Raw genomic sequence first — 23,043 nt, 5'->3', positions numbered from 1 at the left:
TCTCCTCAGCGTAAATGCAACCTTGCACCGAACCCCGGGCGCGCCCAGCCGTTTCCTAACCGCCTGTCAGCTTTCTGCGCGTAAGGGGAGGCGGGTCTGTTCAAGAAAATCATGTTCTTCGCACTCTCAAAGATCCTCTGGTTCCTGGCTTCGCCGGTGAACCTCGCCATTGCCGGCCTGGTGCTGGCGAGCCTGCTCGCCTTCACGCGCTTTTCGGGGCCAGGGCGCTGGCTCGGCCTGATCTGCGTCGTCATGCTCGGCCTGCTCGCCTTCAGCTCGCTGCCGCGCATCGTGATCAGGCCATTGGAGGACCGCTTCCCGCAGCAGGCGGTGAATTCGGGCAAGGTCGACGGCATCATTGTGCTCGGCGGCGCGATCGGCGTGGCGCGCGAGGACATCGTGCTCAACAATGCCGCGGCACGGATGACCAAAGCGGTCGAGCTCGCCCGTGCCCATCCCGAGGCCAAGCTGGTCTTTGCCGGCGGGGGCGGCAATCTGCTCTCGCCGGTGGTGCGGACCGAGGCAGACGGGGCGCGGCTGCTCTTCCTTGGGCTCGGCCTGCCGGAGAGCCGCCTCGTCCTCGAGGACAAGTCGCGCAATACGGTGGAGAACGCAGTGTTCACGCGCCGGCTGGTCGATCCCAAGCCCGGCGAGCGCTGGCTCTTGGTGACCTCGGCCTGGCATATGCCGCGGGCGATGGGCGTGTTCCGCAAGGCAGGCTTCCAGGTCGAGGCCTTTCCGGTCGATTTCATCTCCGCCGGTACGCCCGCCGACTATCTCCGACCCTATCGCAAGGCGGCGCGCGGGCTCGACATCGCCGACGACGGCTTCAAGGAATGGGTCGGGCTCGTGGCCTATTATCTCGCCGGCTATACGGACGCGCTGTTCCCCGGGCCGGCGAAGGCGGCGACGCGGCGCTAGGAGAGCGGCCGTTTCCTGCCGATCGCATCGAGGATCAGCCTCGCGGCGACCAAAGCTCCGTCGGCCGGAATCGTGCGAGCCAGGGCAGCCGCGCGCGCTCTGGTCTCGGGTGCAAGCGCCGCGGCGATCGCTACCGACAATGACCGGACGCTCGGAGCCGCACCATCGAGGGCCGCGCCGATGCCGAGTTCTGCCACACGGCCAGCCCAATAGGGCTGGTCGACGATCTGCGGCACGATCACCTGCGGCACCCCGGCCCGCGTCGCGGCCGTGGTGGTGCCGGCGCCGCCATGATGTATGACGGCCGCCATCCGGGGGAACAGGGCCTGCTGGTTGACGTCGCCGGTCACGAAGCAATCGCCTTGATCCCCTCCTGCGTCGAGATCGGCCCAGCCTCGTAGCATCACCGTGCGGCGGCCTTGCGCCCGGATCGCCTCGATTGCCGCCAGCGCCGCGTCCCTGGCGGATTGAGCGACCATGCTGCCGAAGCCGACATAGATCGGCGGCTCGCCGGCCTCGATGTAGGCGATCAGCTCTGGCGGGAGCGGGCGCCGGTCGGGCAGGGTCCAGGCGCCGGTCTGCACGGCATGGCAGAGCTCGGTCGGCCGCCAGGGCCACAGCACGGGATCCGACGCCAGCAATGGCTGGGCGGTGAAGACATGCTCGCGGGCATCGTTGACGGCTGGCAGACCGACCGCCCGACGATGCGTCCGGAGCGCCTCACCGAACAGGGTGTTCATGGTCCGGGTATTGAACTCCCATAAGGCGCGGTTGTCGGTCATCCCCGCCGGAAAGGGATGGCCCGGATAGGGGATCGGCCGGTGATGGTGCGACGGCAGAAAGATCGGACAGAAGGTGGCGTGCCGATAGACCAGCCCTCTCAGCTCGGCGATCGACCGCGCTGCGCCGACAGAAGGGAACAGGCCGGTGGCCACGATCGCGTCGCAGCCCTCGGCCGCCGCCGCGATGGCGGCGAACTGAGCGGCCATCATCTCGGCCGCCAGCCCATGGAAGTCAGCCGCCGCAGCCGGTTTCGCCCGCTCGGCGATCCATTGCCGGATCGGCATGAAGGCCGGGGCCAGCGGCACGCCGGCGCGGGCCAACAGCTCGACGAACTCGGGATCCGGCGGGGCGGACACCACCGCCTCGACGCCGAGCGTCTGCAATTGCACGGCCAGCGCCGCCATGGGCTCTACATCGCCGCGCGAGCCGTAAGTCGATAACAAGACACGCATTTTGCTACTCCCTTTGACCTGCGATTCAGGTCGAGGGCAGCGTTGCTAGGCCATGGAGGAGGGCTTGCCGCAAGTCCCCGGGCGCGTTAGACGATGATAGTGGCAAAGGGCCGAGGCATTCCTCGGCCCTTTTTTGTTGCGTCGCCGCAGCGCGATGCGGGCTGCTCGCGGCGGAAAGTTCTAGCCCTGACTGGCCTCGTCCGGCCCAGGCAAACGCAGACGATAGACGCCCCGGAAGTCATCGGGGTCGACCGGGCGCCCTTTTCGGGTGATGACCAGCCGGCCGTCCTTCATCAACTGCACGGCGACGCGGCGGATCGGCTGCATCAGCGGGCCCCAGCCATCGGGATGGTCGCCGCCGAGGGCGCGGGCGACGTCCATCGGCGCGAGCGTACGCTCGTCGCCGCGTTCGGCCGCGAGGCGCAGGATGGTCTCGGCGAGGTCTTCATCGGTCGGTCTGGTCATGCCGCTTGCTGGGCCGGCGGGGGAGCTGCGTCAAGCGGCCTTGCGTCCCGCGCCGACCGCTGCGGCCGAATCCGAGGCGAATTGCCGGCGCCACATCACCGTCAGCACCGCTGCTGTGGCAATCAGGAAGAGCCAGGGCGAGATGAACCAGCCGAGATAGGCCAGCGCAAAGAAGAACGCGCGCTGGCCGCGATTGAAGTGCAGCCCGGCCGCGATGTTCATCGCCACCGCCTCGCGCGCCGCCGCGATCGTTTCGGGTTTGTCGGCCTCCGTATGCGGCGGGATCGCACCGATCAGGATGGCGCAGTAGTTGAACAATCGGTAGGCCCAGCCGAACTTGAAGAAGGCATAGGCGAAGATCACCGCGAGTCCGATGACCTTGATCTCCCAGGCGGCGCGGGTCGTCGTGGTTGCGAACGGCAGGTCGGCGAAGATCTGGACGACGCGGTCGGCCGATTGCAGCAGCGTCAGCGAGCCGCCGATGGCGATCAGCGAGGTCGAGGCGAAGAAGGCGGTGCCGTTCTGCAGCCCGTTCATCACCTGCGTGTCGATGATCCGGTTCTCTCGCCTGACCGATTCCATGATCCAGCGCTCGCGGCGCTCGTTCATCAGCGCGTTCAGGCTGCGCCGCGCATGCGGGCCGGCCTCGACGGCCAGGAGATAGCCGATCCAGGCGGCGGCGAAGAAGGCGATCGCGATCAAGTCGAGCGGTCCGAATCCGGCCATGAGCCCCTCCGGCCGGCAGATTGGCGAGGCGCGCGCGCGCCTGCAAGCCTGTCGATTGACGCCAGCCGTCACAGCCGCCACCTTGCCGGCCTCGCGAGGGAGGGCCGGCCATGCCGCAGACGATCACCAAGGGCTACAAGGCGCTGCTGGCCGAAGCGGAAGCTGCTGTGAAGACGCTCTCGGTCGAGGAGGCGAAAAGCCTGGTCGGGCGCGACGACATCGTCTTCGTCGATCTGCGCGACCCGCGCGAGCTCGAGCGGGAAGGGCGCATGCCCGGCGCTTTCCACTGCCCGCGCGGCATGCTCGAATTCTGGATCGATCCAGAAAGCCCCTATGCCAAGCCGGTCTTCCAGGAGGACAAGCAGTTCGTCTTCTTCTGCGCCGGCGGCTGGCGCTCGGCGCTGGCCGCGAAGACGGCGCAGGATATGGGGCTGAAGCCGGTCGCGCATGTCGAGGGCGGCTTTAGCGCCTGGAAGAAGGCCGGCGCGCCGTTCGATGCGCCCGCGCCGAAGCAAGGCTGAGCCCGGCGCTTGTCCCATTTCATCATCGTTTTTCTGGTCGTCTGCTTCGTCTTCCGCAAGCCGCTCGGCCGCCTGCTGGCGAAGCGCTTTCCCGACCGGGCCAAACGCCAGCGCGTGCTCGGCACGATCATCGCTGCGTTCCTGCTGGTGATCGGGATGAGGCTGCTGGCGCTGCTATGGTAGCTGTCCGTGGCCGATCAAGCGCCCGGGCGCTATGATCGCCGACGGGATCGCAGGAGATCACGCCATGTTCGTTAGGTCTTGGCAGGGCATGCGCGCCGCGGCGCTGTCGCTAGCGCTGGCGATCGCGGCTTCGGCCCAGGCCGAAGCCTGCACGCGGGCGGTCTATCTCGGCCGGGACGGGATGGTGATCACCGCCCGCTCGATGGATTGGCGCAACGACATCGCGACCAATCTCTGGATTTTCCCGAGGGGCATGGAGCGGAGTGGCGAGGCCGGTCCTAACTCGCTGCGCTGGAGGTCGCGCTATGGCAGTGTGATCGCCTCCGGCTATGACATCTCGACGACCGACGGTGTCAACGAGGCGGGGCTGGCCGCGAATGTGCTGTGGCTGGTGGAATCGCAATACCCCGCCTTCGACGGATCACGGCCCGGTCTCAGCATTGCCGCCTGGGCCCAATATGCGCTCGACAACTTCGCGACGGTCGAGGAAGCGGTCGCCGCTTTGCGCGCCGAGCCATTCGTCATCGTGACCGACAAGGTTCCGGGCGAGAACCGGCTCGCCACCCTGCATCTCTCGCTGTCCGACGCGCGCGGTGACAGCGCCATCTTCGAATATATCGCTGGCAAGCGCGTCATCCATCACGGCCCGGCCTATCAGGTGATGACCAACTCGCCGATCTTCGACGAGCAGCTGGCGCTGAACGCATACTGGAAGCAGATCGGCGGCACGGTCATGCTGCCGGGAACCAATCGCGCGGCCGATCGCTTCGCGCGAGCGTCCTTCTACATCAACGCCATTCCCAAATTCGACGATCCGAACACCGCGGTCGCCAGCGTCTTCAGCGTGATTCGCAACGCCTCGGTGCCTTTCGGGATCACGACGGCCGAGGAGCCCAATATTTCCTCGACGCGTTGGCGCACGGTGATCGATCACAAGCGCAAGCTCTACTTCTTCGAGTCCGCGCTGACGCCGAACACGTTCTGGGTCGATCTGCGCAAGATCGACTTCTCACCTGAGCGCGGCAAGGTGATGAAGCTCGATCTCGGCGAGAACCAGACCCGCACCTTCGCCGGTGAAGCGAGCGGGAGTTTCCAGGACGCTGTTCCGTTCCAGTTCCTCGGATTGCCATAGCCGAGGCCGCAGCCCGATCCATTGTGACCGCATTGCGAAGTTCGATCGGTTTCGGTTGCAACCACCCCATGCATCGGACGCGGCTTGCACAATAAGCGGGCATCGGGCATCTTGCCTGCCTTGGCTCCAACTCAGGAAAGGGAGGGCTGAATGGAATTCGCAACCATCGTCGCTCCCGCCATGCGGTCCCGCCGCCACTAGGTCGGATCCGCACGAGGCCCGCCCTGCAGGCGGCCCGAGCCATCATTTCCAAACGTGTTTTCTGAAGCTGCGGCCTTTGCTGCGCTTCGCCTGAATTTGGAGCCGGTCTCTCGGGACCGGATGCTTTCATGTCTCTTTCTCCCAAGACGGAGCGGCAGGAGCCGTTCCGGGCCGTTCTCGGCTTCACATTTTCGCATTGGGGTCGCCAGCGCTGGCGCGTCGCCGGCGTGGTCTTCACCGTGATGGCGGCGACCGCCGCCGACCTGTTCATGCCGCTCTATGCCGGGCGGCTGGTCGATGCGGTCGCCGGCGAGAAGGCGAGCGGGCTCAATGCCGCGCTCGCCGCGCTCGCCATGATGATCGCGCTCGGCGCGGGCACGGTGCTGTTCCGGCACCTGTCCTTCATCGGCATCACGGCGATGACGCTGCGCACCATGAGCGACGTGGCGCGCGAGGCTTTCGCTCGCCTGCAGCGCTTCTCGACCGACTGGCACGCCAACAACTTTGCCGGCTCGACAGTGCGCAAGATCACGCGTGGCATGTGGGCGCTCGACCTGCTTACCGACACGATCGTGATCGCGCTGCTGCCGTCCTTGATCGTGCTGCTCGGCACGACGGCGCTGCTGGCCTGGCATTGGCGGGCGATGGGTGCGGTCGTCTTTGCCGGCGCGGTGATCTACTGCGCCGTCACGATCCTGCTGTCGCTGCGCTTCGTCGCGCCGGCGGCGACGCTCGCCAACAGCTGGGACACGCGGCTCGGCGGCGCGCTCGCCGACTCGATCTCGTGCAACCCGGTGGTCAAGGCGTTCGGCGCCGAGACTCGCGAGGACAATCGCCTCTCGGGCGTATTGGCGAAATGGGCCGGGCGGACGCGGCGAACCTGGGTGCGAGGAACCTGGTCGGGAACCGCGCAGCAGGTCGTCCTGCTGGCGCTGCGGGCCGCGGTGATCGGCCTGGTGATTTGGCTCTGGGCCAATGGCCAGGCCTCGCCCGGCGACGTCGCCTTCGTGCTGACGAGCTATGCCGTCGTGCATGGCTATCTGCGCGATGTCGGCCAGCACGTGCACAACCTCCAGCGTTCGGTGAACGACATGGAGGAGCTGGTGGCGATGCATGCGCTGCCCTTCGGCGTGCCGGATCGTCCCGGTGCCTTGCCGATGGACGTGACCGCCGGCGAGATCGCCTTCGAGCGGGTGACCTTCCACTATGGGGGCCACATCGAGCCGCTCTATCGCGATTTCTCGCTGACGATCAAAGCGGGCGAGAAGGTCGGCCTGGTCGGACGCTCCGGCTCCGGCAAGACGACCTTCGTCAAGCTGGTGCAGCGTCTCTACGACGTCACCGGCGGGCGCATCGCCATCGACGGGCGCGACATCGCCTCGGCGACGCAGGCCAGTCTGCGGGCGCAGATCGCGATCGTGCAGCAGGAGCCGGTGCTGTTCCACCGCTCGCTGGCGGAGAACATCGCCTATGGCCGGCCGGGCGCCAGCATGGCGCAGATCGAGCAGGCGGCGCAGCTCGCCAACGCGCATGAGTTCATCATGCGCCTGCCCAAGGGCTACGGCACGCTCGTCGGCGAGCGCGGCGTCAAGCTCTCGGGCGGCGAGCGGCAGAGGGTGGCGCTGGCGCGCGCCTTCCTGGCCGATGCGCCGATCCTGATCCTGGACGAGGCAACTTCGAGCCTCGATTCGGAATCGGAGGCGCTGATCCAGGAGGCGATGGAGCGGCTGATGGAAGGCCGCACCACCATCGTCATCGCCCACCGGCTTTCGACGGTGCGCGCCATGGACCGCATCCTGGTCTTCGACCGCGGCAAGGTCGTGGAAGAGGGCCGGCATGAGGCGCTGCTGAGCCATGACGGCGGCATCTACCGGGCGCTGTTCGAGAAGCAGGTCAGCGAACTGGCCAAGGGGCTGGTGGCGTAAAGCCACTGCCTTCGCAACAAGGGAAAGGGCCTTGTGAGCGGCCCTTTTTCATGTCGGTGTCGCTGCGATCAGGCGGCCTGCTCTTCACCCTCCGAGCGCCGCCGCCCGAGCAGGAAGAACAACCCCGAGCCGAGGATGCCGATCGCGCCGGCTCCGGCGCCGACATAGATCATCTCGCTGTCCTGGTCGGCCTGCTTGGCGGCATCGTCGGCGATGATCACCGCGTCCTTGCCGGGCTCGTCCGGCAGATACTTGATCGTCAGCGTGTCAACGGTGAGCTTGTCGTTGCTGATGATGCGGTTGGCGAACTGGGTCGAGACCGAGATCTTCTCGGCGGTGCGATCCTTGCCGGCCGCATCCTTCCAGGCGAGGTCGACGGAATAGCTGGTGCCGCCGCGGCGGCGCTTGGTGCGGGTCGCGCCCTCGACCGAGGCCTGGGCCTCGATGCCCTTGGCTGCGATTGTCCTGACGCGCTCGCCATCCTGCCAGCTGAAGAAGGCGAGGACTGGTCCTCCAATCGCTGCGATCAGCAGCAGCCATTTGATCTTGCCGGTGATCCAGCCGACGATTCCGCTCATTGGGGCCTCCATCGAGACAGTTCGAGAAAGGAGCCCGGAGCTGCCTCCGGACGCCTGCCGCCTGTCCGGGCCAGCGCGATTTTCGCAGGTAGGAAGGCCTCGCGCATGGCGTGCATGCGCGAGCGTCAATCTTTCGAAAGTCGAACTATTCGGAGGCTTTTCCGGCCCGGATCGCCGAGCTCGGCGCGGCGGCGCGCGGCCTGACGCCGGCGACCGGGCCGGCCGGCGGCTGTTCGCTCATGTCCTGATTCAACGACTTGCCATCCGGAATCGGCTTGCTCAGAAAGCGAGTCATGCCGGTAAGGTAAGTCTCTGGCAAAGCCCAGTTTCTGGCGCTGGCGATGACGCTTTCGAGATAGCCTGGGCGGGGCTTTCCGATCTGCGCGCTGCGCCCGACATAGATCAGAGCGCGCTTGGCGCCGCCCTCGACCACGACCGGCTGGTTGATCTTGATATAGAGGCCGCTGGCGAGCTCCTCGAACTTGTCGAGCGTGCGGATATCGCCGAGCGCGCAATCCCAAAGCACGCCATGGACGCTTTCGCGCGGGTCGCGGAGCACCGAGGCATAGCCGTCCGTGGTGATGATGAAGCGGTGGCGCGGCAGGCGGGCGAGGCCGAGCGCCGTCGAGCGCGGGCAGCGCTCGCGCATCGCGGCGACGTCCATGTTGGCGCCATAGGCGAAGTAGAGGGGCATGTCGGCACCACGTCATTCTCGGGCGGAGCGAAGCGCAGACCCGAGAATCTCAGGACGGGAGGGCGCTTGTTGTCCGCGCAGGCTTCTCGTCCCGAGATGCTCGGGTCAAGCCCGAGCATGACGCGCCCTGCGAGCGCGTCACTTCGTCTTGTTGAACAATTCGCGCCCGATCAGCATGCGGCGGATCTCGCTGGTGCCGGCGCCGATCTCGTAGAGCTTGGCGTCGCGCAGCAGGCGCCCGGTCGGGTAGTCGTTAATGTAGCCGTTGCCGCCGAGCAGCTGGATTGCGTCGAGGGCGAGCTGCGTCGCCTTCTCGGCGGCGATCAGGATGGCGCCGGCGGCGTCCTCGCGGGTGGTTTCGGCCCGGTCGCAGGCCTTGGCGACGGCGTAGACATAGGCCTTGCACGAGTTCATCGCGACATACATGTCGGCGACCTTGCCCTGGACGAGCTGGAACTCGCCGATCGACTGGCCGAACTGCTTGCGCTCGTGGATATAGGGCAGGACGATGTCCATCGCCGCCTGCATGATGCCGAGCGGGCCGGCCGAGAGCACGACGCGCTCATAGTCGAGCCCGCTCATCAGCACGTTGACGCCGCGGCCGACCGAGCCGAGCACGTTCTCCTCGGGAACCTCGCAGTCCTCGAAGACGAGCTCGCAGGTATCGGAGCCGCGCATGCCGAGCTTGTCGAGCTTCTGATGGGTCGAGAACCCCTTCATGCCCTTCTCGATCAGGAAGGCGGTGATGCCCTTGGGACCGGCTTCCGGATCGGTCTTGGCATAGACCACCAAAGTCTCGGCGATCGGGCCGTTGGTGATCCACATCTTGTTGCCGGTCAGGACATAGCGGTCACCCTTCTTGACCGCCTTGGTCTTCATCGAGACGACATCGGAGCCCGAGCCCGGCTCCGACATGGCGAGCGCACCGACATGCTCGCCGGAGATCAGCTTGGGCAGATACTTCCGCTTTTGCGCATCGTTGCCGTTGCGAGCGATCTGGTTGACGCAGAGATTGGAATGGGCGCCATAGCTGAGGCCGACCGAGGCGGAGGCGCGGCTGACCTCCTCGATCGCGACGCAATGCTCGAGATAGCCGAGGCCGGCGCCGCCATATTCCTCCGGGACGGTGATGCCGTGCAGGCCGAGCGCACCCATCTCAGGCCAGAGATCGCGCGGGAACTGGTTGGTTCGGTCGATCTCCTCGGCGCGCGGCGCGATCTTTTCCTGCGCGAAGGCGTGGACGGTGTCGCGGATCGCGTCGGCGGTCTCGCCGAGGTCGAAATTGAAGGGGCGGGGCGCGTTGGCGAGCATGATATCCTCCCGGCTCGGATGAGGCCTTTGCCCGGTTATAGCGCGGTTGGCGGTGGAGTCAGCGGGCGCGAGGCGGCAGATGGTTCTGCACCGATGCGCAGGGGGCGCTGAATGCGCGCGCTCAAGAGCAATCCAAGCAAACCGCTGGTGTCCTGGCGTCTGAAGCGGAGGGGCTACGGCAGAGGAGTTGGCTGCCGACGCTTGAACTGCCCTTGCTAGGTCGCTGGTCAACCTAACGGCATTGCCGCCCTACCGCCCGATCACCCCGCGCCGCCTGAGAAGGAACAGGGTCAGCATCGAGGCGGCGAGGCAGGCGAGGGCGACGAAGCCGGCACCAAAATCCCATTCAACCCAGGGCAATCCCTTCACATTGATGCCGAACAGGCCGGTTATGAAGGTCGCCGGCAGGAACAGCGCCGTCAGGATGGAGAGCACATAAAGCTGCCGATTGGTCTGATTGGCCGAGCGCACGGCGATCTCGTCCTGGAGCAGGCGGGCGCGGTCCTGTACCGACTGTATGTCCTGGCGCAGCGTGTCGACCCGCAGCAGCAGCCGCAGCGCGCTCGCCCGCACCGCTTCCGGCGCCGAGCGTCCGGAAGGCGTCTCGGCGAAACGCCGGAACAACAGGTGCAGACCGGCGAGCTGGCGGTGCAGCTGCACCGCCGAGCGGCGCACGGCGCCGACGCGCTGCGGGCCATCCTCCAGCCGGTCGAGCAGGATCTGGTCCTCGACGCTGTCGGTCTCGTCCGAGAGCCTGACGACCGCGTCGGTGACGTCGTCGATCAGATACTCGATCAGATGCTCGAAGAGCTCGGCCGGCGAGGCGATCCGCTCGCCAGCATTCAGCGCCTCGACCGCCTTGCGGACCGATTGCAGCGCCTCGCGGCGGCCCGTCAAAAGGAAGCGCTCGCCGACCGCCCAGGCCAGCGTCCCGATCGTGTCGGTGCGGTCGACGATGTCGCGGGTCAGGTCATGGGCGATGCCCCAGACCAGGCTGCCGGTATGGTCGAGCCGCTGATGCGTCTCGCGCGAGAGCAGGAGCTCACGCGCCGCCGGAGGCAGCTCCTTGCGCTCGTCGATCCAGGCCTGCGCCCTGGTGTGAACGAGGTCGAGGTGCAGCCAGACGAAACCGTCTTCCGGTGTGAGCGTCGGCGCTTCGTTGCGCGGCATCAGCGTCGGCGTGCCGTCGGCGGCGAAGCGATAGGCCCAGACGATGCCGGTCTGCGACTGGATATCCGGCGGGAGCGGCACGGGGCGTCCAATTCAAAGAAACATCCGCCTGCATCAGCACCGGCAGATGACGGTTTTGCGACGGCGGCGTCAGTCTCGGGCAATCGAGCCGGTGGTCGCGACCTCGGCGCGCGCCGAGCGTGGAATTTTGCCAGGCGGCAGGAATTTCAGCGGCGTGGCGCCGGCGGCCTTCGGGGTGCGCAGGCCGGCCGGGGTGGTGGGCGGTTTCGGCGTGGTCGCGACCTTGGGCTCGCCGCCACGCCATTTGCGGGCGCCGATGTCATAGCGGCCGTCGCGCCAGGCGGCGAATTCGTGCTCGGAGCCGAAGAAGGCGTTGCGGTCGACATCGCCGGTGATGCCGGGAACGCGGCCGGTGGTGGTGAACTGCCAGAACTCCCACTGCTTGCGCTCATAGCGGTGGTGCAGCGGGGCGGCGGTCGAGCGCAGCCAATAGGGGTGGTCGTTGAACTGCCCTTCCAGCACGTCCTCGTGGAAGGTGATGTCGGTATAGATGATCGGCTTCTTGCCGGTGTGCTCCTGCAGGCCCTTCAGCATCTCGCGCATCTTGGCGAGGGCCTTTTCGCGCGGGATCTTCTTGCCGCATTTGGCGGATTCGCCGTTCCACTCGACGTCGAGCACCGGCGGCAGGGCGTCGGGATCACGTGGGATGTGGCGCTTGAACCAGCGAACCTGGTCCTTCGCCGGGCGGCACCAATAGACGAAATGGTAGGCGCCGCGCGGCACGCCGGCCGCCTTCGCCCCGGCCCAGTTCTTGCGGAACATCGGGTCGAGATGGTCGCCGCCCTCGGTCGCCTTGATGAAGGCGAAGCGGGTGCCGGCATCCTTGACCTTCTGCCAGTCGATCTCGTCCTGCCAGCGCGAGACGTCGATGCCCTGGATGACGCGGCGGCGCGCATCGCGTACGCCGCCATGGGGGTCCGAATCGCCTTTCTTGGGATAGAGCGCCAAGGCCGGCTCGGCGCCCAACAGGCCGAGCAGGGCGCAGATCGCCAGCCGACCGATGGATTTCGCCATGCGCCGCGCTTCTGGTCTGGTCTCAACGCGGGACGCCATGCTTGTCTCCTGTTCGCGAGACAACGATAGGCGGCCGCCGGGTTAAGAGGTGGTTAGCATTCGAGCGACCGGCTTCAGGCTTGGTTAACCGGCGGGAGGCTGGCGATGGACGATTCCGGCGGAGAGGGGGAAGGCAAAGGCAGCAAGATCCTGGCCTATGGTGTGCATGTGCTGACCGCACTCGGTGCCGCGCTCGGCTTCCTGGCGTTGCAGGCGGTGTTCACGGGCGATCTCACCCAGGCTTTCGTCTGGCTCGGCGTGGCGCTGGTGGTTGATGCGGTCGACGGGCCGCTGGCACGGCGCTTCGCCGTGACGGAGCGGGCGCGACGTTATGACGGAGGGCAGCTCGACCTCGTCGTCGATTTCGTCACCTATGTTTTCGTGCCGGCGGCGATGCTGCTGCGGCCGGAGGTGATGACGCAGCCCTATGGCGTGATCGCCGGTCTGGTCGTGACACTGGCGAGCGCGCTCTATTTCGCCGACACCGGCATGAAGACCGACGACTGGTGGTTCCGCGGCTTCCCGGCGGTCTGGAACATCGTCGTGTTCTACATCGTCGCCTTCGCGCCGCCGGCCTGGCTGGCGCTGGCGGTCATCATGATCGCGACCGCGCTGATGTTTCTGCCGGTCGTGTTCGTGCACCCGGTGCGCGTGCGGCGCTGGCGCGGGCTGACAATGGCGATGCTGGGGGTATGGGGGATCGCGGCTGGGGCGACGCTCTGGCAGGGCATGGTGCCGGATATCTGGAGCAAGGCCAGCCTTGCCTTGGCGGCCTGCTATTTCGTCGGACTCGGACTGGCGCGCGCCAGGGTGCCACGCGGATAGGCGCTCACTCGGATTCCGGCGTCGTCGCGTCGTCGACGACCTGGCCGAGCGGCGCCGGCTGGAAGGCCGCTGCGGCTATCGTCCTGCTGGCGCCCGGCATGGTCGCTACCGGCGTGTGCTCGGGGCCCGGGCTCGGTTGCGGTGGCACCTTGCGCTCGCGGGTCCACGTCCTGGTGCCGATGTCGAAACGGCCCTCGCGCCAGCCCGCGAACTCGCCCTCATTGCCATAGAAGGCATTGCGGTCGACATCGCCCTTGATGCCGGGAATGCGGCCGGTAGTGGTGAACTGCCAGAAGGCCCAGGGCCGGTTGTGGTAGCGGACCTCGGGTTTCGCAGCGGTCGAGCGGATCCAGTAGGGGTAGTCGTTGAACTCGCCTTCCAGGATGTCCTTGTGGAAGGTGATGTCGGTGTAGATCACGGGCTTCTTGCCGGTGAGCTGCTCGAGTTCGGTCAGCATCAGCCGGATCTTCTCCAGCGCCAGCGAGCGCTCGACCTTCTTCGGGCAGGTCTTGGAGTGGCCGTTCCATTCGAGGTCGAGCACCGGCGGCAACGCGTCGGGATCGTTCGGGATGTGCTGCTTGAACCAGACGGCCTGCTCATGGGCCGGGCGGCACCAATAGACGAAATGGTAGGCGCCGCGCGGGATGCCTGCGCGCCGGGCGCCTTCCCAGTTCCTGAGGAAGGCCGGATCGATGTGATCGCCGCCCTCGGTCGCCTTGATATAGACGAAGCGCGTGCCGGCGGCCTTGACCGAGGCCCAGTCGATCTCGCCCTGCCAGCGCGAGATGTCGATGCCCTGGATCGGATAGCTCCTGGCAGCCTCGACCCCAGGATGCGGCCGGGCATCGCCCTTGGAGGGGTAGTTGTCCAACGCAACGCAGCCACCCAGAGCCGTCAGGGCGGCGAGCAGCGCGAAGGGGGCCAGGGAAAAGGATTTCATGCGGCGGGCGGTCATTTCTCGAACAATTATGGAGAAAGCTTGACGCCCGGTTTACGTTACCGGTTTTTCCCTGGCTGTCAGGTCTTATCAGCTCAGCCGCAACAACAATGTCGCGATGCCCAGAAAGGAGAAGAAGCCGACCACGTCGGTGATGGTGGTGACGAAGGTGCCCGACGAGATCGCCGGGTCGATGCCGGCCTTGTCGAGCGCCAGCGGCACGGCGACGCCGGCCAGCGCGGCGATGATCAGGGTCGCGATCATGGCGAGGCCGATGACCACGCCGAGCATCGGATTGCCGAACCAGAAGCCGGCGACCAGAGCGGTGATCAGCGCGAAGGCGACGCCATTGAGCACGCCGACGATCATCTCGCGCCGGAAGAAGCGGCCCATGTTCCAGCCGCCGAGCTCGCCGGTGCCGAGCGCGCGCACCGCGACCGTCATCGTCTGGGTCGCGGCATTGCCGCCCTGACTGGCGACGATCGGGGCGAGCACGGCGAGTGCGACGAGCTTGCCGAGCTGCTGCTCGAACATCGCCATCACCGAGGCGCTGATGAAGGCGGCGATCAGGCTGATGAAGCGCCAGCGGAAGCGGCCGAGCGCGACCTGGCGCACGGAGTCGGAAATCTCTTCCTCGGCATCGACGCCGCCGAGCTGCTTGACGTCGTCGTCGCCGGCTTCCTCGATCACGTCGACGATGTCGTCGATGGTCATGACGCCGACGAGGCGTCCGGCCGAATCCACTACGGGAGCCGCGACGAGATTGTAGCGCTGGAACATGCGCGCCACGTCCTCGATATCGTCGGTCGCCTGGACGACGCGGCGATCGTCCTCGACGAGGTCGACGACGCTGACCGGGCGCTTGGTGCGCAGCAGGCGGTCGAGCGGGACCGTGCCGACGAAATGATGGCTGGGGTCGGCGACGAAGATCTCGAAGAAGCGCTCGGGCAGGTCCTCGGTCTCGCGCAGGAAGTCGATGGTCTGACCGACGGTCCAGAAGGGCGGGACCGCGATCACCTCGGGCTGCATGCGCCGCCCGGCCGAACCTTCGGGATAATCGAGACCCTGCTGCAGCACCGTGCGCTCGGCCGGCGTCAGCTTGTCGAGGATCTCGCGCTTGTCGGCCTCGTCGAGGTCTTCGAGGATGTAGACCGCGTCGTCGGTGTCGAGATCGCGCACGCCCTCGGCGACGGTCTCGGGCGAGAGCTCGTCGAGAATCTCCTCGCGGACGGCGTCGTCGACCTCGGTCAAGGCGGCGAAGTCGAAATCGTTGCCGAGCAGCGAGATCAGCTTGGGCCGCTCATCGGCGTCGAGCGCCTCGATCAGGTCGCCGAGATCGGCTTCATGGAGTTCGGCGACGAGCTCCCGCAAGGCGGTGACATCGGAGAGCAGCACAGCCTGCGAGACCTGCTCGACGAATCCGGCGTCGATCGCGCCGTCGTCGTCGCGGATCTTGCGCTCCAGCGTCCCGTCCGGAGCGGGCTCGGCTTCCACCATGGGTCGCTCCGCGATTCGAGGGCAGGGAGTTCGGGGGCAGGGGATTCGCGCCGGAACGCGTCAGCGCCCTTGTGTCAGCGCCCCGGCTTCATGGCAACGCGCCGGGAGCGGATTCGATGCATCCGCAATGAAAAACGGCGATCCCGAGGGGATCGCCGTTTCGCGGACCTGCGTCCTAAACTGGTGCGGTCAAGAGGACTCGAACCTCCACGGGTCTCCCCGCTACCACCTCAAGGTAGTGCGTCTACCAATTCCGCCATGACCGCAGCGGCTCTGAAGGCCGCCGCACTGTGGCGGAGAACTCCGGAGCGGCGCGGGTCTAGCAAATCGAGTTCCCGGCTACAAGAGCCGCAGTCAGGAAAATCGTCAGGACTGTGGGAAGGCCCGGCTCAGGCGGCGTCGGCGACGGTTTCGAGGGTGTAGACAGTCGGCCGCATCAGCATCTCGGTGATCTCGACCGAGATTCGCGTGCCGGCGACGACGACATGGCCTTTGGCGAAGGGGTGGTTGTTGGCGAGGATCTGGACTTCGTCGTTCTCGGTGGCGTTGAGCTCGATGATCGCGCCGCGACCCATGCGCAGCAGCTTGTAGATCGGCATCTGCGCCGAGCCGAGCACCACCGTGAGCTCTACCGCGACGTTGTCGAGATCGGCCTTCAAAACCTGCCTCCGCAGACTTACCTGAAAACAATTCCACGAACTTGCCAGCGACGCGGAAACCGGCGCATGAGCAGCGGCGAAGCGAAACGGGCGCGACACCAGTTTCCAAGACTTGAACAAACTAGGTTAAGCCAACGTGAAGACGCGCGAGGCGCTTGCGGTCTCGTTCCTGCCCGAGGCGGGTTCCGAGCCGGTCGAATGGGTGATCGCCGACGAGCCGGTCGGCTATGAGGCGGCCGTCGCCGAGATGGAGGCGCGCGCCGCGCTGATCGCCGACGGCAAGGCACGCGAGCGCGTCTGGCTGGTCGAGCATCCGGCGCTCTACACGGCCGGGACCTCGGCCAGGGACGAGGACCTGCTGACGCCGGAGCGCTTTCCGGTGCATCGCACCGGGCGCGGCGGGCAGTTCACCTATCACGGCCCCGGCCAGCGCGTCGCCTATGTCATGCTCGACCTGAAGCGACGCGAGCCGGACCTGCGCCGTTTCGTCTCGGCGCTGGAAGCCTGGCTGATCGGCACGCTCGCCGCCTTCAACATCCGCGGTGAGCGGCGCGAGGAGCGCGTCGGCGTCTGGGTTCGCCGGCCCGAGAAGGGGGCGGGCGTCGAGGACAAGATCGCGGCGCTCGGCATCCGCGTCCGGCGCTGGGTCTCGTTTCATGGCATCTCGCTCAATGTCGAGCCGGAGCTGGCGCATTTCGACGGCATCGTGCCCTGCGGCGTCTCCGACCAGGGCGTGACCTCACTGGTCGATCTCGGCCTGCCGCTGACGATGCCGGAGGTCGACAGCGCGCTGCGGGCCGAATTCGAGCAGATTTTCGGGCCGACTGTCGCCGTTCCCTGACGTTTACCTCGCATTGACCATCGGCCGGGATGCCTTTCCCCGTGACGAAACCACGGGGACGATGACGATGAAGCTCATCTTCGCGGGCTGCCTGGCAGCCCTGCTTTCAGCCTGCTCCACCACCGAGGAACGCATTGCGGGCGCTGCCGCCGGGGCAGGAACGGGCGCGATCATCGGCGGGCCGATCGGCGCCGTCGCGGGCGGGGCGGTCGGTGCCTTCGCGGCTCCGACGGTGACCGGCTCGGTCCGGCGCATGCGCGAATAGCCAATGTCGTTTGGCGCGATTTACGGTCGTTCAGCCGAGATCGGCTGAACGGAAAGCGCGCTGCAAATTCACGCACGGCGCATCTGCGCGCCGTCGCCTGTTTGCCTTTTGCGCCCGGCGCGCCATAACCCGCACTGAAGAATTGTCGTGAGGGAGCGCGCCGTGGCGGTCATCGAGAGCAAGGTCGATCTCAATTCGGCCGAGGCGCGCACCAATGTCGCGGCCTGGAGCACGCTCCGCGATCAACTGCTGGAGCGGCGCGCGACCGCCGCGCTCGGCGGCAATGCCCGCTCGCGCGAGCGCCATACCTCGCGCGGAAAATTACTGCCCAGGGAACGCGTGCTGCGCCTGCTCGATCCCGGCTCGGCCTTCCTCGAAATCGGCTCGCTCGCCGCCTACGACATGTACGACAAGGATGTGCACGGCGCCGGCATGATCGCCGGCATCGGCCGGGTTTCCGGGCGCGAGGTGATGGTCGTCTGCAACGACGCCACCATCAAGGGCGGCACCTATTACCCGATGACGGTGAAGAAGCATCTGCGCGCCCAGGAGATTGCGCGCGAGAACAGGCTGCCTTGCATCTACCTGGTCGATTCGGGCGGCGCGAACCTGCCGCACCAGACCGAGGTCTTTCCCGATCGCGAGCATTTCGGCCGGATCTTCTACAATCAGGCGACGCTGTCGGGGCTCGGCATCCCGCAGGTCGCCGTGGTGATGGGCTCCTGCACCGCCGGCGGCGCCTATGTGCCGGCGATGTCGGACGAGACGGTGATCGTCAGGAATCAAGGCACGATCTTCCTGGGCGGCCCGCCGCTGGTGAAGGCGGCGACCGGTGAGGTCGTCTCGGCCGAGGATCTCGGCGGCGCCGACGTCCACGCCAGGCTCTCGGGCGTCGCCGACCATTATGCCGGCGACGACACCCATGCGCTCGCGATCGCGCGCCGCATCGCCAGCAACTTCAACAGCGTCAAGCGGCCCGATATCGACCTCGCCGAGACGGTCGAGCCGCTCTACGGCGCCGACGAACTCGATGCCGTCGTGCCGACCGACCTCAAGAAGCAGTACGACATCCGCGAGGTCATCGCCCGGCTGGTCGACGGCTCGCAGCTTGACGAGTTCAAGCCGCTCTACGGCTCGACGCTGGTGACGGGCTTTGCCCGCATCCACGGCATCCCGGTCGGCATCATCGGCAATAACGGCATCCTGTTCTCGGAGAGCGCGCTCAAGGGCGCGCATTTCATCGAGCTCTGCTGCCAGCGCCGCATCCCGCTGCTGTTCCTGCAGAACATCACCGGCTTCATGGTCGGGCGCGAGGCGGAGACGCGCGGCATCGCCAAGGACGGCGCCAAGCTGGTCACGGCGGTCGCCTCGGCCCGGGTGCCGAAGATCACCGTGCTGGTCGGCGGGTCGTTCGGCGCCGGCAATTACGGCATGTGCGGGCGCGCCTATTCGCCGCGCTTCCTGTTTGCCTGGCCCAATTCGAAGGTCTCGGTGATGGGTGCCGAGCAGGCGGCCAGCGTGCTCGCGACCGTGCGCGGCGACAATCTCGAAGCCGAGGGCAAGCCCTGGAGCGCCGAAGACGCGGAGGCCTTCAAGGCGCCGATCCGCGACAAGATCGAATCCGAGGGCTCCCCCTATTACGCCACCGCCCGGCTCTGGGACGACGGCATCATCCTGCCCTCCGAGACGCGCCGGGTGCTGGCGCTCGCCTTCTCCGCCTGCCTCAACGCCGAGGTGCCGGAGACCCGCTTCGGCGTGTTCAGGATGTGAGCGCGCTGCGGGTGGCCGCCGCGCGCTTCTTCGTCAGTTCTTGGCCAGGCCGAGATCCTTCAGCACGCCGTTGCCGCGTTCGCCGAAGCTCTTAACATAAGCCTGCAGCTGCGCCGGCGTATCCCAGACCGGGGTGATGCCGCGATCGGCCATGCCCTTGCGGACATCCTCGCGCTTCATCGTGCGCTCGGCCGCTTCGTAGAGGATCTTGCGCCGGTCGGCCGGCACGCCCTTGGGCGCGGCGATGGCGAACCAGTTCTGGTAGGTCCAGTCAAGGCCGGCCTCCTTGGCGCTCGGCACGTCCGGGAAATTCGGATGGCGTTCCTCGGTCATCAGCAGGATGGTGCGCACCCGTCCGCCGTCGAGCATTGCCTTGGCCTCGATCGGCGAGCCGGTGAACGCGCTGATGCCGCCGGCCGCGAGATCCTGCAGGGCAGGCGCGCCGCCATTGCTGGGCACCCAGCGGATCTGGTCGGCGGGCAGGCCGGCCGCCTTCATCAGGCCGCCCGAAGCGACGTGCCAGGAGCCGCCGGTGCCGGTGCCGGAGGAGGTGAAGGTGCCCTTCGGGTTCTCCTTCACCGCCTTGATGAAGTCGGCGATCGTCTTGTAGGGCGAGTCGGCCTTGACGGTGACGCCCGCCGGGATGAGCGAGACGCGCGAGAACAGATCGACGCTGTCCGGCGTGAGATCGCCGAGGCCCAGCGTCTTGAAGAAGGAGATCTCAGGGCTGACGCCGCCGATGGTGTAGCCGTCGGCAGCCCCGGTCGCGATCGCGGTATGGCCGGTGACGCCGCCGCCGCCGGTGCGGTTGACGACGTTGACCGGCTGCTTCAGCTCGGCCTCCAGCCCATTGGCGAAGATGCGCATCACGGCATCCATGCCGCCGCCGGCCGCCCAGGGCACGATCAGCTGCACCGGCCGGTCCGGAAAGGCGAAGGCCGGCGCGGCGCCGATGGCGAGCGCTCCCAGGGCCAAAGCGAGCGTGCGGAATCGCTTCATCATAGTCCTCCCTCATTGTCGTTGCTTCTTGCATGCAAGGAGTAGAGCGCCGGCGCTGCAGCGGCAAGAGTGTATGCGGAATTTTGTATGCAGGAGATTGTGGCGCCGTGTCGGATCTCGGCATGGCCTCACAGGCGCGGCAGCTCGGCCCGAATATGAGCTCCCAGTGCGGCTGCGGCGGCGGAGGGTCGCTGATCGGCGAACTCGACGGCGATGCCGATCGCCGGAAGCGGTGGCAGGCCGGTCTGCACGATGTGGAGATCGGGCGGGACGGCGGTCCGGGTCAGCACGCTGATCGCATGACCGGAGCGGGCGATGGCGATCAGGCCGGCGAGGCTGTTGCTGGCGAAGGCGATGCGATAGCGCCGGCCAACCGCCTCCATCGCCTCGCCGGCGGCGCGATAGTCGAGGGTCAGCGGGCCGGAGAGGGCGAGCGGCAGGCTGGGCTGGCCGAGAATCGGCGGCTCGGCTTCGTTGGCGACCCAGACGAAGCGCTCCTCGCGGATGACCTCCCGGCTCGTGGCGTCGGGCAGCGAAACCAGTGCGACTTCGATCTGGCGGCGATGCAGGAGCGGGCGCAGTTCCGAGGTCGGGGCGCAGACCATGCGCAATTCGACTTCGGGATGGAGCGCGCAGAAGCTGCGCAACAGGTCGGGCAGGAAGGCGATCGAGTAATCCTCCGGGCAGCCCAGGCTCAAGGCGCCGCTCAATCCGGCGCCGCGCATCTCGGCCAGAATCTCGTCATGGCTGGCGAGGAGGGCTTCCGCATGCATCAACAGTTTCTGGCCCGCCGCTGTCGGCCGGACACCGGAACCGCTGCGATGCAGCAGCGCCTGGCCGATCAGCTCCTCAAGGCGCTGCATCTGCATGCTCAGCGCCGATTGGGTACGGCCGACCTGCACGGCGGCAAGGCTGATCGAGCCCGTCCTTGCCACGACGGCGAAATTCCTGAGCAGAGTAAGATCGAGCGTCGACATGACATCAATCCAATCGATATCGGATTGAAGAAGTATCAATTTGCCTGCTGAGGCAAGCGGCGCTAGAGCCCGCTCCAATCAGCTTGCATGGCAAGCTGATTGGTAAAAGCGGTCTCTAAACCCAAAGTCAGAGACGGATTCACCGACCAGGCTGTGCCAGCCTGATCGGATCCGGCTCTGGCGCTCTGGAATGGCGACTGCTTGCACGCCCCCGAAAGGAACCTCCATGTCGCTCAATGCCGATCCCGCCTTCTGGGCCAGTGCCAACACGCATCTGACGCGCTATGGGCCGAGCTTCGAGCAGATCATCGTCGAGCGTGCCGAAGGCTCCTTCGTCTACGATGCGGACGGCCGCGGCATCCTCGATTTCACCTCGGGCCAGATGAGCGCCGTGCTCGGCCATACCCATCCCGACATCGTCGCGACCGTCGATCGGCAGATGCGGGCGGTGGCGCATCTGTTCAGCGGCATGCTCTCGCGCCCGGTGGTGACCCTGGCTGAGCGTCTGGCGGCGCTCGCGCCCGGGCTCCCCCGCGTGCAATTGCTGACGACCGGAGCGGAGTCGAACGAGGCGGCGATCCGCATGGCCAAGCTGGTCACCGGCGGCCACGAGGTCGTCGGCTTTGCGCAGAGCTGGCACGGCATGACCGGGGCGGCGGCGTCCGCGACCTATAGCGCCGGGCGCCGCGGCTACGGGCCAGCCGCCGCCGGTTCCTTCGTGATCCCGGCGCCGAATTCCTATCGCCCGCGCTTCAAGCATCCCGACGGCAGCAATGACTGGCAGGCCGAGCTCGACGACGCCTTCGAGCTGATCGACCGGCAGTCGACCGGCGCTCTGGCCGCCTTCATCGCCGAGCCGATCCTGTCGAGCGGTGGTATCCTGGAGCTGCCGCCCGGATACCTTGCCGCGCTCAAGCGCAAATGCGAGGAGCGCGGCATGCTGCTGATCCTCGACGAGGCGCAGACCGGCGTCGGCCGCACCGGGCACATGTTCGCCTTCCAGCGCGACGGCGTGACGCCGGACATCCTGACGCTCTCCAAGACACTCGGCTCCGGCCTGCCGCTGGCGGCGGTGATGACGACGGCAGCGATCGAGCAGACGGCGTTCGAGCGCGGCTTCCTGTTCTACACCACCCATGTCTCCGACCCGTTGACGGCGGCGGTCGGCGTCACCGTACTCGACGTGGTCGAGCGCGACGGCCTCGTCGCCCAGGCGCGTGAGCGCGGCGAGCGATTGAAGCAGGGGCTGCTCGCGCTTCAGCAGAAATACGAATGCGTCGGGGATGTCCGCGGGCGCGGGCTGCTGCTCGGCCTCGAAGTCGTCACCGACCGCAAGACCAAGGCGGCCGGTTTCGAGCTCGGGGCGCATATCATGGACGAGGCGATGCGCCGCGGTCTCAGCATGAACATCGTCAAGCTGCCCGGCATGGGCGGCGTCTTCCGCATCGCGCCGCCGCTGACCGTGTCCGAGGCCGAGGTCGACCAGGGCTTGGCGATCATGTCCGACGCCATCGAGGCGGCGTCACGCGTGCAGTAACGCGCTCCGACGCGCGGGGAGATGGCGGCATCACAGTGGGATCGCCGTCGTCTCCTTGCCGGTCTTGTTGACGACCATGGTGTAATAGCGCGTGACATTGCTGTGCCCGTCGAAGAGCAACTCGCACAGCGCTGTCACCTCATCCATGTCGGCGACGCGCAGCATCAGCATCACATCGGTCTGACCGGTGACGCCATAGGCCTGGACGACCGCCGGCTGGCGGGCCGCCAGTTCGAGGAACTGCCGTCGGCTCGGCTCGTCATGCCGGGCGAGCTCGACGGCGATGATCACCTTCAGATTCTTGCCCGCCTTGACGGGATCGAGGATCGCGACGGTGCGCAGGATCAGCCCGGCCTGTTCCAGGCGCCTGATCCGCCGCAAGCAGCTCGACGGGGCGAGCCCGACCTCGTCGGCCAGCTGCGCATTGGTGCGCGAGGCATCGGCCTGCAGCAGGTTCAGCAGCTTTCTGTCGATGCGATCCATCACGGCGAACCTCGGTGAGCGTCGTGCAATAAAATTGCACGAAGTCGGCGATTTTGA

The 23,043-nt window shown here is 66.9% G+C and carries 24 protein-coding genes and 1 tRNA gene; 10 read left to right on the top strand and 15 right to left on the bottom strand.

Going from position 1 to position 23,043, the window contains the following annotated elements; translation table 11 throughout:
• Positions 1 to 111: 111 nt before the first annotated feature.
• Positions 112 to 921, top strand: a complete 810-nt coding sequence (locus ACFPOB_RS03450) for a YdcF family protein (protein ID WP_377795921.1) — start codon at positions 112 to 114, stop codon at positions 919 to 921.
• Here the strand turns inward: ACFPOB_RS03450 and ACFPOB_RS03445 are convergent.
• From ACFPOB_RS03445 to ACFPOB_RS03435, 3 genes are all read right to left on the bottom strand, one after another.
• A complete protein-coding gene (locus ACFPOB_RS03445) occupies positions 918 to 2,156 on the bottom strand; it encodes a glycosyltransferase (RefSeq protein ID WP_377795919.1) in 1,239 nt (412 codons plus the stop codon). The two genes, ACFPOB_RS03450 and ACFPOB_RS03445, sit on opposite strands and share 4 nt — an antisense overlap.
• A 180-nt stretch (positions 2,157 to 2,336) precedes the next feature.
• The gene (locus ACFPOB_RS03440) at positions 2,337 to 2,621 is read right to left on the bottom strand and encodes a DUF3253 domain-containing protein (RefSeq protein WP_377795917.1); all 285 of its coding nucleotides are present in this window, start codon (positions 2,619 to 2,621) and stop codon (positions 2,337 to 2,339) included.
• A gap of 30 nt (positions 2,622 to 2,651) precedes the next feature.
• Entirely contained in the window at positions 2,652 to 3,347 is a 696-nt protein-coding gene (locus tag ACFPOB_RS03435) for a DUF599 domain-containing protein (RefSeq protein ID WP_377007754.1), read from the bottom strand.
• 110 nt (positions 3,348 to 3,457) lie between these two features.
• Between ACFPOB_RS03435 and ACFPOB_RS03430 the strand changes: the two genes are divergently transcribed.
• The 4 genes from ACFPOB_RS03430 to ACFPOB_RS03415 all read left to right on the top strand — a co-directional run bounded on the left by ACFPOB_RS03430 (position 3,458) and on the right by ACFPOB_RS03415 (position 7,309).
• Positions 3,458 to 3,868, top strand: coding sequence for a rhodanese-like domain-containing protein (locus ACFPOB_RS03430; RefSeq protein ID WP_377007755.1), 411 nt, complete (start codon positions 3,458 to 3,460; stop codon positions 3,866 to 3,868).
• A 9-nt stretch (positions 3,869 to 3,877) separates the two neighbouring features.
• Positions 3,878 to 4,051 carry a hypothetical protein gene (locus ACFPOB_RS03425; protein WP_377007757.1) on the top strand — a complete coding sequence of 58 codons (174 nt, stop codon included), beginning with the start codon at positions 3,878 to 3,880 and terminating at the stop codon, positions 4,049 to 4,051.
• A gap of 88 nt (positions 4,052 to 4,139) precedes the next feature.
• Positions 4,140 to 5,183 (top strand): linear amide C-N hydrolase, encoded by a 1,044-nt coding sequence (locus ACFPOB_RS03420; RefSeq protein ID WP_377796059.1) that lies wholly within the window; start codon positions 4,140 to 4,142, stop codon positions 5,181 to 5,183.
• Positions 5,184 to 5,512: 329 nt separating this feature from the next.
• The gene (locus tag ACFPOB_RS03415) at positions 5,513 to 7,309 is read left to right on the top strand and encodes an ABC transporter ATP-binding protein (protein ID WP_377795915.1); all 1,797 of its coding nucleotides are present in this window, start codon (positions 5,513 to 5,515) and stop codon (positions 7,307 to 7,309) included.
• A 68-nt stretch (positions 7,310 to 7,377) separates the two neighbouring features.
• Here ACFPOB_RS03415 and ACFPOB_RS03410 read toward each other — a convergent pair whose 3' ends face one another.
• The 5 genes from ACFPOB_RS03410 to ACFPOB_RS03390 form a co-directional block, all read right to left on the bottom strand.
• On the bottom strand, positions 7,378 to 7,887 hold the full coding sequence (locus ACFPOB_RS03410) for a DUF3592 domain-containing protein (RefSeq protein WP_377795913.1): 510 nt from the start codon (positions 7,885 to 7,887) through the stop codon (positions 7,378 to 7,380).
• A 145-nt stretch (positions 7,888 to 8,032) separates the two neighbouring features.
• Positions 8,033 to 8,581 (bottom strand): gamma-glutamylcyclotransferase family protein, encoded by a 549-nt coding sequence (locus tag ACFPOB_RS03405; protein ID WP_377795911.1) that lies wholly within the window; start codon positions 8,579 to 8,581, stop codon positions 8,033 to 8,035.
• 138 nt (positions 8,582 to 8,719) lie between these two features.
• A complete protein-coding gene (locus ACFPOB_RS03400; protein ID WP_377795909.1) occupies positions 8,720 to 9,892 on the bottom strand; it encodes an isovaleryl-CoA dehydrogenase in 1,173 nt (390 codons plus the stop codon).
• A 249-nt stretch (positions 9,893 to 10,141) separates the two neighbouring features.
• Positions 10,142 to 11,143, bottom strand: coding sequence for a CorA family divalent cation transporter (locus tag ACFPOB_RS03395; protein WP_377795907.1), 1,002 nt, complete (start codon positions 11,141 to 11,143; stop codon positions 10,142 to 10,144).
• A 69-nt stretch (positions 11,144 to 11,212) separates the two neighbouring features.
• Positions 11,213 to 12,196 carry a glycoside hydrolase family 25 protein gene (locus tag ACFPOB_RS03390; protein ID WP_377795905.1) on the bottom strand — a complete coding sequence of 328 codons (984 nt, stop codon included), beginning with the start codon at positions 12,194 to 12,196 and terminating at the stop codon, positions 11,213 to 11,215.
• Between the two features lie 105 nt (positions 12,197 to 12,301).
• On the opposite strand from ACFPOB_RS03390, the gene ACFPOB_RS03385 reads away from it, so the two are divergent.
• The gene (locus ACFPOB_RS03385) at positions 12,302 to 13,021 is read left to right on the top strand and encodes a CDP-alcohol phosphatidyltransferase family protein (RefSeq protein WP_377795903.1); all 720 of its coding nucleotides are present in this window, start codon (positions 12,302 to 12,304) and stop codon (positions 13,019 to 13,021) included.
• 4 nt (positions 13,022 to 13,025) lie between these two features.
• On the opposite strand, the gene ACFPOB_RS03380 is transcribed toward ACFPOB_RS03385, so the two are convergent.
• The 4 genes from ACFPOB_RS03380 to ACFPOB_RS03365 form a co-directional block, all read right to left on the bottom strand.
• Positions 13,026 to 13,961 carry a glycoside hydrolase family 25 protein gene (locus ACFPOB_RS03380; RefSeq protein ID WP_377795901.1) on the bottom strand — a complete coding sequence of 312 codons (936 nt, stop codon included), beginning with the start codon at positions 13,959 to 13,961 and terminating at the stop codon, positions 13,026 to 13,028.
• An 87-nt stretch (positions 13,962 to 14,048) separates the two neighbouring features.
• Positions 14,049 to 15,455 carry a magnesium transporter gene (gene mgtE / locus ACFPOB_RS03375; RefSeq protein WP_377795899.1) on the bottom strand — a complete coding sequence of 469 codons (1,407 nt, stop codon included), beginning with the start codon at positions 15,453 to 15,455 and terminating at the stop codon, positions 14,049 to 14,051.
• A gap of 181 nt (positions 15,456 to 15,636) precedes the next feature.
• Positions 15,637 to 15,721: transfer RNA gene (locus ACFPOB_RS03370), tRNA-Leu, on the bottom strand.
• A gap of 123 nt (positions 15,722 to 15,844) precedes the next feature.
• Positions 15,845 to 16,114: a FliM/FliN family flagellar motor switch protein gene (locus ACFPOB_RS03365; protein ID WP_092159516.1), complete on the bottom strand. Its 270-nt coding sequence runs from the start codon at positions 16,112 to 16,114 to the stop codon at positions 15,845 to 15,847.
• A 136-nt stretch (positions 16,115 to 16,250) separates the two neighbouring features.
• On the opposite strand from ACFPOB_RS03365, the gene lipB reads away from it, so the two are divergent.
• The 3 genes from lipB (at position 16,251) to ACFPOB_RS03350 (ending at position 18,990) form a co-directional block, all read left to right on the top strand.
• The gene (gene lipB / locus ACFPOB_RS03360; RefSeq protein WP_377795896.1) at positions 16,251 to 16,955 is read left to right on the top strand and encodes a lipoyl(octanoyl) transferase LipB; all 705 of its coding nucleotides are present in this window, start codon (positions 16,251 to 16,253) and stop codon (positions 16,953 to 16,955) included.
• A 67-nt stretch (positions 16,956 to 17,022) separates the two neighbouring features.
• Positions 17,023 to 17,220, top strand: a complete 198-nt coding sequence (locus ACFPOB_RS03355) for a hypothetical protein (RefSeq protein WP_377795894.1) — start codon at positions 17,023 to 17,025, stop codon at positions 17,218 to 17,220.
• Positions 17,221 to 17,391: 171 nt separating this feature from the next.
• Positions 17,392 to 18,990 carry a carboxyl transferase domain-containing protein gene (locus ACFPOB_RS03350; protein WP_377796058.1) on the top strand — a complete coding sequence of 533 codons (1,599 nt, stop codon included), beginning with the start codon at positions 17,392 to 17,394 and terminating at the stop codon, positions 18,988 to 18,990.
• A gap of 33 nt (positions 18,991 to 19,023) precedes the next feature.
• Here ACFPOB_RS03350 and ACFPOB_RS03345 read toward each other — a convergent pair whose 3' ends face one another.
• Positions 19,024 to 19,989, bottom strand: coding sequence for a tripartite tricarboxylate transporter substrate binding protein (locus ACFPOB_RS03345; RefSeq protein WP_377795892.1), 966 nt, complete (start codon positions 19,987 to 19,989; stop codon positions 19,024 to 19,026).
• Between the two features lie 128 nt (positions 19,990 to 20,117).
• Positions 20,118 to 20,966, bottom strand: coding sequence for a LysR family transcriptional regulator (locus ACFPOB_RS03340; protein WP_377795890.1), 849 nt, complete (start codon positions 20,964 to 20,966; stop codon positions 20,118 to 20,120).
• Positions 20,967 to 21,192: 226 nt separating this feature from the next.
• Here ACFPOB_RS03340 and ACFPOB_RS03335 point away from each other — a divergent pair, with 226 nt between their 5' ends.
• Positions 21,193 to 22,503, top strand: a complete 1,311-nt coding sequence (locus tag ACFPOB_RS03335) for an aspartate aminotransferase family protein (protein WP_377795888.1) — start codon at positions 21,193 to 21,195, stop codon at positions 22,501 to 22,503.
• Between the two features lie 30 nt (positions 22,504 to 22,533).
• Here the strand turns inward: ACFPOB_RS03335 and ACFPOB_RS03330 are convergent, their stop codons facing one another.
• Positions 22,534 to 22,986, bottom strand: coding sequence for an Lrp/AsnC family transcriptional regulator (locus ACFPOB_RS03330; RefSeq protein ID WP_377795886.1), 453 nt, complete (start codon positions 22,984 to 22,986; stop codon positions 22,534 to 22,536).
• Positions 22,987 to 23,043 lie beyond the last annotated feature (57 nt).

Origin of the sequence: Allobosea eneae, assembly GCF_042657265.1 — a bacterium.
Classification (GTDB): Bacteria; Pseudomonadota; Alphaproteobacteria; order Rhizobiales; family Beijerinckiaceae; genus Allobosea; species Allobosea eneae.
The sequence above is the reverse complement of the archived record's forward strand: the minus strand, read 5'-3'. Positions and strand labels throughout refer to the sequence as shown.